Source organism: Pseudomonas sp. EGD-AK9 (assembly GCF_000465935.2).
GTDB lineage: Bacteria > Pseudomonadota > Gammaproteobacteria > Pseudomonadales > Pseudomonadaceae > Aquipseudomonas.
The window spans coordinates 1-559 of record NZ_AVOF01000948.1 but is presented as its reverse complement, the minus strand read 5'-3'; the positions used below and the strand labels follow the sequence as shown (position 1 = coordinate 559).

At 71.4% G+C, this 559-nt stretch carries 1 pseudogene; it reads right to left on the bottom strand.

Going from position 1 to position 559, the window contains the following annotated elements:
• Window positions 1-559 (bottom strand): annotated as a pseudogene (locus N878_RS25815) (short chain dehydrogenase); the annotation flags it as partial.

Below are 559 nucleotides of genomic sequence, written 5' to 3'. Positions count from 1 at the left end.
GCCTTCTTGCCGGCCAGCGGCCGCGTCCAGTCGCGCACCTGCTCGGCGCAGGCTCCCAGGCGCAGCACCTGGCCGGAGACGTAGGCGCTCTTCGGCGACAGGAAGAAGCGCAACGCGCCTTCCAGCTGCTGCTCGCCGCCCTTGCCGACGTAGAGCAGCTGCACGTTGCCGCCGCGGCGGATCTCCTTGCCCAGCGAGCGGCTGAAGCCTTCCAGCGAACGCTGCACGCTGGCGGCGACCGGGTCCTTCAGCGATTCCGGCGCGCGCCCCAGCAGCACCACCCGCGGGCACTGGCCCAGGCCCTTGAACGCCGGCTGGAAGAAGTCGCGCAGCTCGATCAGTTGCTCGAAGCGGGTCAGGCCACTGGCGTCGAACAGCAGCGCCTTGAGCTTGGGGCCGTGCTCGGCGGTCCAGCGTGGCAGCTCCAGCTGGCCTTCGCGGGCGGCGAACAGCTGATCGGTGAGCTTGTTGGCGAAGGGCTGCACGGCCTTGAGCAGGTCACCTTCGCCGCCGAGCAGCAGGGCGCCGTCCACCGGGCGCATGCGGCCGGCCAGCCAGC